We start from the raw sequence: 8,767 nt of genomic DNA on the forward strand, positions 1-8,767 counted from the left end.
ACCGGCACATACGCGCCGCCCGCCTTCAGGATTCCGAGCAGCCCCACCATCATCGACAAACTGCGTTCAACGCAGATCGCCACGCGATCATCGGGCATCACGCCCAGCGCGATGAGGTGGTGAGCCAGGCGATTGGCCTGGGCGTTGAGCTGCTCGAAGGTCAGCTCGCCCTCCTCGGCGCTGACAGCGACGGTCTGCGGGGTGCGCTGCGCCTGGGCCTCGACCAGCGCGTGCAGGGTACAGCCAAGGTCATGGTCGGTGCCGGTCGCATTGAAGGCGTGCAGCACCCGCTCGCGTTCTTCGCCAGCCAGCAGGTCGATGTCCGCGACGATGGCCTGGTCGCTGGTCGCAAAGGTTTGCAGGACGCGCTGCAGGTAACCGGCGAAGCGTTCGATTGTGGCGCGGTCGAACAGCGCGGTGGCATACACGATGCCACCGGCAAAGCAGCCGGCCCGCTCACCCATGCTCAAGCTCAAATCGAACTTGGCCACTTCGGCCTCGGCAGCCATGGCGCTGACATGCAAGTCTGCAAACGCAGGGGCCCGATGCCCGGCGTTGGCGTCCCAGTCCAGCGTTGCCTGATACAGCGGCGTATGCCCAAGGCTTCGCCGCGGGCGCAATAGCTCCACCACCTGTTCGAACGGAACATCCTGATGGGCCTGGGCCTCCAGCACCACGGCCTTGGCCTGCGCCAGCAACGCAGATACCGGCGGGCGGCCCGACAGGTCCAGGCGCAAGGCCAGGGCATTGACGAACATGCCCACCATCCCCTGGACCTGGCTCTGCCGTCGATTGGCGACCGGCGAGCCGATGACCACATCCTGCTGCCCGGACAGGCGAGCGAGCAGCGCTGCCCACGCTGCCGTGAACAGCATGAAAGGCGTGACGCCATGGCGCGTGCACACGGCTTTGAGGGCTTCACTGGACGGCAGGTCGAGCTGGACCTGGACGCTGTCGCCCGCGTATTGCTGGCGCTCCGGACGAGGCCGGTCCCATGGCAGGCTGAGCAGCGCGGGCGAGCCGTGGAGCTGCTTGCGCCAGTAGTCGGCTTGGGCATCCAGCGCCGAACCGTTGAGCCAGCGCTGCTGCCACTGGGCATAATCGAGGTACTGCACCCTGAGCGCGGGCAGTGGGTTGGGGGCGTGCGTAGCGAAAGCCTGGTAGAGCGCCGCGAGCTCGCCGATCAGAATGCCCAGGGACCAGCCATCCGCCACCAGGTGGTGAACGACCAGTAGCAGCGCGTGGCGGTCATCACCGAGGTCCAGCACGTGAGCGCGTATCGGCAGGTCCTGGTCCAGAGCAAAGGGCCGCGCGGCCTCGGCACGGGCCCATGCTTGCAGACCAGGCGAATCCAGCCCGCAGGCCCGGTGCCACTGCACGGTGAACGCCTCTGTATCGGTTGCCAGCGCCACATACGGTTCACCGTCATGCTCATGGAATCGGCTGCGCAGGCTTTCATGACGGGCCACCAGCGCACGCAGGCTGCGCTCCAGCGCCTGACGGTGCAGGCGCCCTTCCAGGTGCAGCGCCACCGGAATGTGATAGGCAGCACTGGCTTCAGCCATCTGGGTCAGGAACCATAGGCGCTGCTGGGCCAGGGAAAGCGGCAGGCGCTCTTCACGCGGCATCGGTTCCAGGGCCGGCAAGGCCTGCACGCTGGCTTGCAAGGTGGCCGCCACTGCAGCCAGGCAGTCGTCGGCGAACAGGTCGGCCAACGCCAGTTCGCAGCCCATCTGTTCGCGTACCTGGGCCAGCATGCGCATGGCCAGCAAGGAGTGCCCGCCCTGCTCGAAGAAACGGTCCTGCCGGCCGATGGTGTTGAGCCCAAGCAGATCGGCCCAGATACGCGCCAGGTCAGCCTCATGCCCAGCCCGAGGCGCTTCGAACACCACCGTCGACAGATCCTGCAGCCCCGGGGCCGGCAGCGCCATACGATCGATCTTGCCGTTGTTGTTCAGCGGCATCCGCACCAGGGGCACGAACGCCGACGGCACCATGTAATCGGGTAGTCGGGCGCGCAGGTAATCGCGAAGATCCGTGCCATCGAGGTCCTCGCTACGGCGTGTGTACCAGGCGACCAATCGGTGAGGCCCGTGGGCCTGCTCCATGGCCATCACCAGCACCTCGCCGATGCCGGGTGCCTGAGCCAGCACTTGCTCGATTTCGCCAGGCTCGATACGGAAACCGCGGATTTTCACCTGATCATCGTTACGCCCCAGGCATTCGAGCTGGCCGTCGGCATTCCAGCGCACCAGGTCGCCCGTGCGATAAAGACGCGCCCCCGCCTGCTGGCCGAACGGGTCTTGGACAAAGCGCTGTTCGGTCAGGTCGGGCCGATTCAGATAACCCAGGGCCACACCGTCACCGCCGACATACAATTCACCGACCACGCCCTGTGGCACCGGGCGCTGCCACGCATCCAGCACATACACCTGGGTATTGCCGATGGGGCGGCCAATGGGGACCTGGTTTGCATCCGGCGCCAGGGCCTGAACTTCGCAGGTCACGGCAAAGGTGGTGGTCTCGGTAGGGCCATAGCCATTGATCAGGCGCAGGCCAGGTGCTTGGGCCAGGAGCGCGCGGAACGCAGCCGGCTCGGCCCGCTCCCCGCCGCTGATCAGCACCCGCAGCCCGGCCAGGGGCTGGGGCATCAGCTGTACGTACTGGTTGAACAGCGCGGTGGTCAGGAACAGCACCGTGATGGCCTGGTCCTGCAGCGCGCAGGCCAAACGCTCAGGGTCGACCAGCGTGGCGTGGTCGATCACATGCACCTGGCCGCCGTTGAGCAACGCGCCCCAGACCTCGAAGGTGCTGGCATCGAACGCCGGGTTGGAGGCGAAGCCCAGGCGGTCATTGGAGCCCAGTTCGACATAGCCGTTGTCCACCACCAGGCGCACGATGCCACGGTGCGGCACGCACACGCCCTTTGGCTGACCGGTCGTGCCGGAGGTGTACATCACGTAGGCGGTGCTGTCGGCGGCCGGTGCCAGGCCCAGGTCATCGCCAGACCCGTGTGCAAGCTGCAAGGTATCCAGGTCGATGCGACGTGGGCCCAGGGGTGCATTGACCGTGGCCACTGTCAGCACGAGGCTGGCCTGGCAGCCCTGCACCATGAACGCCTGGCGCTCGGCAGGTGCATGCAGGTCAAGCGGTACATAGCTGGCCGCACACTTGAGCACGGCCAACTGGGCCACCAGCAAGGAGAAGGAGCGTGGCAACAGCAGCGCCACCTGCGCAGCGGGCTTGACGCCTTGGGCAATCAGGTAGCGTGCCAGGCGGTTGGCCTGCCGGTTGAGCTCGCCATAACCCAGGACGTGCTCGCCATGCACCGCGGCGATGGCGGCGGGATGCTCGGCCGCGCGTCGCTCGAACAGATGCGTCACGCTGCACGCGCGGGGACAGGCAGTGTGTGTCTGGTTAAGCGCATACAGCAGATGATCACGCTCGGACGCGTCCAACAGGTCTACTTGGGCCAACGGTTGCTGGTCATTGGCCGTCATCGCCCGGAGCAGCCGCTCGAAGTAACCCAGGTGGCGGCGCACCGTCGCCTCATCGAACAGCGCAGTGGCGTAGTCCAGGCTGCCAATCAGGCAGTCGCCCTGTTCCCCCAGGTTCAAGGTCAGGTCGAACTTGGCCACAGCGCTGGCTTGGTTGACGGCCTCCAGTTGCAAACCTGCCAGCGTCAGCGCGGCACCCTCGGTCGCCTGCCAGTTCAAGCTGACCTGGAACACGGGCGTATGGCTCAGGCTGCGCGCAGGGCGCAGCACTTCCACCACGTGTTCGAACGGCACGTCCTGGTGGGCCTGGGCCTGCAGAACCCGGTCGCGTACCTGGCCTATCAAGGCGTGCGCGGTCGGTGCTGCGCTTGGGTCGATGCGCAGGGCCAGCGTATTGACGAACAGCCCGACCAAGGGTTCGAGTTCGGCACGCCCTCGTCCTGCGACCGGGCAGCCGACCACCACTTCGGACTGGCCGGACAGGCGCGCCAGCAGTGCTGACCATGCGGCCAGCACCGTCATGTACACCGTCGCACCGTGCTGATGGGCCAAGGTGCGCAGTGCCGCCGAGAGACGCGGCGACAGGTGCACCGGCACGCTGGCACCGGCCAGGTCCTGCCGCGTCGGGCGTTGCCGGTCGGTGGGCAGGTTGATCAACGTCGGCGCGCCCTCCAGCGTCTGGTGCCAGTAATCGAGCTGCTGTTGCAGGCGTTCACCCGTCAGCCATCGACGCTGCCACACGGCGTAATCGGTGTACTGCAGGGCCAGTGCGGGCAGCGGGTCCTCCCGGCCCTCACGCAATGCGGCATAGAGCAGGTTCAACTCGTGGGTCATCACGCCCAGGGACCAGCCATCGGCCACGATATGGTGCACGGTCATGGCCAGTACGTGATGCTGCTCGTCCAAGCGCAGCACATGCGCCTGCACCAGGGGCCCGCAGGCCAAGTCGAAGGGGGTTCGGGCAAGCGCCTGAAGCCGGGCGGGCAACGCGGCGGGCGTCACTGCTTCGCGTTGCAACCAGCCTGTCTGCGGCACTGGGCAAATGACCACTTCGGCGCTGTCAGCCACGGCCTTGAACTGGCTGCGCAGCACCGGGTGGCGCTCCAGCAGGCGCAGCAGGGCTGCTTCCAGCGCATCGACATCCAACCTACCGCGCAGGCCAAGGGCCAGGGGGACGTTGTAGGCCTGGCTGCCACCCTCCAGCTGGGCCAGGAACCACAGGCGCTGCTGGGCGAAGGACATGGGCAAGGCCTGCCCTGGCGCTGCGGCCACGATAGGCGGCACCTCGCTGCGCCCAGCCTGCTCCAGGTGCCTGGCCACGCTGGTCAATTGTGCCGCGGCAAACAATGCTGCCAGGCTCAGTTCAGCCCCCAGGCGTACGCGCACTTGGGACACCATGCGCATGGCCAACAATGAATGCCCACCCAGGCGGAAGAAATCATCATGCCGCCCGACCCGCTCCACGTGCAGCAACTCGGCCCACAGTTGGGCCAGGGCCTGTTCGAGTTCACCCACCGGCGCTTCGAAACCCACCTCGAAGAGCGCTGTGCGCTCCGGTGCCGGCAGTGCGCGGCGGTCGAGCTTACCGTTGGCGGTCAGGGGCAGCGCTGGCAAGGCGACGAAGGCTACCGGCACCATGTACTCGGGCAGGTGGGCCTGCAATTGGGCGCGCAGGCCTTCAGGTTCGAGCGGGGCCACGTCGGGCCTGACCGTGTAATAAGCCACCAAGCGCGGGTGCCCCGGCTGATCTTCGCGAGCGATGACCACTGCTTCGTCGATACCTGCCAAGGCCGCCAGGCGGCTCTCGATCTCACCGGGTTCGATGCGCAAGCCGCGGATCTTGACCTGGTCATCGTTGCGACCCAGGTACTCCAGCGAGCCGTCGGCAAGCCAGCGCACCAGATCGCCCGAGCGGTACATGCGGGCACTGGCCGAGGTCGCGAACGGGTCTTGCACGAAGCGCTCTGCCGTCAGTTGCGGGCGGTTCAGGTAACCACGGGCAACCCCGGCACCCCCGATGTACAGCTCGCCAGGTACGCCCAGCGGCACCGGTTGCAGGCGCGCATCGAGCACGTACAACCGGGCGTTGTCCACCGGTTTGCCGATGTGCAAGGCGCAGCCGGCGTGCACGGCGCCGGAGCTTGCCACGACCGTGGTTTCGGTGGGGCCATAGTTGTTCACCACGGTAAAGCGTTGAGTTCGGTTGAACTGGCGCAAGCGGTCACCGCCAATCAGCAGGGTGCGCAGCGTGGGATGTTCCAGGTGATGATTGAAGGCATATTCGGCCACAGGCGTGGGCAAAAAGCTCACATCCAGCGGCTGCGCCTGCCACCAGGCGAGCATGGCGTCCAGGTCATCACTGGCGCCGCTCGTCGGGGCCAGGTGCACGGTTGCGCCGGCGCACAGTGCCGGCCAGATCTCCCAGGCCATTGCATCGAAGCCGAACCCGGCAAGGCTTGAGGTATGCCGGCCCGGGGCCAGGCCGAAAGCGCGGCAATGCCAGTCGACCAGGTTGTTCACCGTCAGGTGCTCGACCATCACCCCTTTGGGCTCACCGGTCGAGCCCGAGGTGTAGATCACATAGGCCAGGTGCCGAGGGGTGAGGGTTTTGACGACAGGATCGTCGTCCCGGGCCGGCCAGTCGGGCTGGTCCAGCAGCAGCACCGGCCGTTCGCTTCGACCGACCCGCGGCAGCAGCGCCCGTTGGGTGAGCACCGCCACCGGGGCGCTGTCTTCGAGCAGGTAGCGGACCCGCTCGTCCGGGTGGGCAGCATCGACAGGCACATAGCCTGCGCCTGCCTTGAGCACTGCCAGCAGGCCCACCAGCGTTTCCAGGCCGCGCCGGGCAAGCACCGCCACGCGGTCATCCGGTTGCACCCCCAGGGCGATCAGGTGATGCGCCAGGGCATTGGCCTGGCGGTTGAGTTGGCCGTAGCTCAACTGCCGTTCGCCAAAGGTCGCCGCCACCTCATCAGGGCTATGCTGGGCGCGCTGCTCGATACGCTGGTGCAGCGTATGCTGCTCGTCATAATCGGCGTGGGAGGCATTGAAGGTGTCCAGCAGCCATTGACGCTCGGCGGCAGGCAACATGGGCAGGTCGAGTACCGCCGCCTGCGGCGCGTGCAACAGGCTCTCCAGGGTCTGCCGTAGATAGGCGCAGACACGTTGCGCCGGTACCTGGGTGTCGGCAAGCAAGGTCAGGCGCAACCCCTCACCCAGGTCGTCGATACTCAAGGTCAGCGGGTAGTTGGTGGCTTCTACCGAGTCGATGATGTCGATGCCGGCCAACGCTGCCCGGCGCGGCTCAGCCGGGCCGACAGCGCTGTGCCGGTAATTGAGCAGGCTGTTGAACAGCGGCGCAGGTGCGGCCACGCCACTGCACCGTTGGGCCAGGGCCAGTGGCGCGTGTTCATGGCGCATCAAGGCGGTCAGGCGCTTGTGGGTCACATGGATAGCGCCTTCAAGGTTCGCCGCCGCCAGGTCCACCCGCAATGGCAAGGTGTTGATGAAGATGCCCAGGGCCCGGTCGGTGCCTTGTGCGCCGAGCAGGCGCCCCATCAGCACCGTGCCGAACACGACCTGATCGCGCCCGGTCAGCCCGCCCAGCACGCGCCCCCAGGCCAGGTGGAACAGGCTGGCAACGCTTACCCCCAGGGTGCGTGCATGGCTGCGCAAACCCTGACACAGCGCCAGCGGCAAGTCGAGTTGATGCTCCTCATGCACCGAGTCGCCACCCTGTACCTGGGCAAGCCCGTAGGCCAGGGTCGGCTCGTCGATGTCGCCCAGCATGTCGCGGAAGAAGGCTTCGTGCTCGGCCTCGCTGACCCCAAGCACGGCTTGAGCCACGTAGTCACGAAACGGTACCGCGGCCCCGAGCTGCGCGCCGTTGCCGGTCAGAAAGGCGATCAGCTCCTGCCGGACCACGTCCAGTGCACTGTGGTCCAGGGCGATGTGATGGAACTGCAAGGTGGCGTGTAACGTGCCATCTGCCTGAGCGGGCTCGCGCAGCAGGCGAATCAGGGGTGCCTGGGTCAAGTCGATCCAGTCCCGGTCGGTCGCCGGGTCCGCCAGCGTCAGCACCGCGAGCTCAGCGTGCCGCCAGACCACCTGCAGAGGTTGGGCCAAGCCTTCCCAGTGTACCGACGTGCGCAGGATGTCATGGCGGGCGATGACGCCGCGCAGCGCCTGCGCGAAGGCGTCGAAACGTGCTTGGCTGGCAAAGGCGAAGCGCGCTTGCATCACATACGGGTCGTGGCCTTCGGCGCGGGCATGGTGGAACAGCATGCCCTGCTGCAGGGGCGCCAACGGGTAGATGTCCTGCACGTTGGGCGCCCCGCCCGGGATGGCAGCGACCACCTGGTCCACGGCGGCCTGGTCCAGGGTCACCAGGTTGAGCATCGCTGCACTGATGTGCGTGCTCCCAGGTGCGATGAGGTTGGGTGGCACCGCCACCGGGCCGTGCTTGCGAGCCACATATTCGCCGCGTTCGATCAGGCTCACCAGCGCCGGTTTGTGGGCCCGCAACTGGGCCACCAGGGCGCCGTCGGTCAGTGCCTGCCGGTTGCCCTGCACCACCAGTTGGCCATCCTTGAGCGCCAGCTGCACGTCGTGGTCGGCCAGTGTGGCCAGTAATTGGTTGATGCTCACAGGACGATCTCCATTCTGTCTGTGATGGCTGCGTAGCCTGCCAGTGTCGGTTGGTCGAACAGGGCCCGCACGTCGGCTTCAAGGCCCGCTTCGCGCAACCTTGAAGTCAGGGTGACGGCCAGCAGCGAGTGCCCGCCCAGCTCGAAGAAGTTGTCGTGCCGCCCTACCCGCTCCACCTCAAGCAGCTCGCACCACAGTGCAGCCATCAGGGTCTCGGTCGGCCCTTCGGGGGCTTCGAACGGGCGCTCCGGCAGTGCGTCGGGTTCGGGCAATGCTTTGCGGTCGAGCTTGCCGTTGGGGCTCAGCGGCAAGGCCTGAAGGTGCATGAACAGCGCCGGTACCATGAAGTCCGGCAATACGTGCAGCAAGGCCGTGCGAAGCGCGTCCACCGGTTGTTGAGCGCCGGTGTAGTAGGCAATCAAGCGCTGGTCGCGGGCGATGACCACGGCCTCCTTGATGCCCTCGACAGCCGTCATGGCCGCTTGGATTTCACCCAGTTCGATACGCAGCCCGCGCAACTTCACCTGGTCGTCGTTACGGCCCAGGTATTCGAGGTTGCCGTCCGGCAGGTGCCGCGCCAGGTCGCCTGTGCGGTACAGCCGCCCGCCTGGGCGCTGACCGAA

2 protein-coding genes are annotated in these 8,767 nt (G+C 66.7%); both read right to left on the minus strand.

Going from position 1 to position 8,767, the window contains the following annotated elements; all coding sequences use genetic code 11:
* The coding region (locus CRP40_RS21615) for a non-ribosomal peptide synthetase (protein ID WP_141400924.1) at positions 1-8,144 on the minus strand (8,144 nt) is incomplete at its 3' end.
* Positions 8,141-8,767, minus strand: a 627-nt coding sequence (locus CRP40_RS21620; RefSeq protein WP_033695136.1) for a phosphopantetheine-binding protein, incomplete at its 5' end; no start/stop codon positions are given. The genes CRP40_RS21615 and CRP40_RS21620, both read right to left, overlap by 4 nt.

This window comes from Pseudomonas sp. URMO17WK12:I9 (assembly GCF_900230165.1).
Classification (GTDB): domain Bacteria; phylum Pseudomonadota; class Gammaproteobacteria; order Pseudomonadales; family Pseudomonadaceae; genus Aquipseudomonas; species Aquipseudomonas fulva.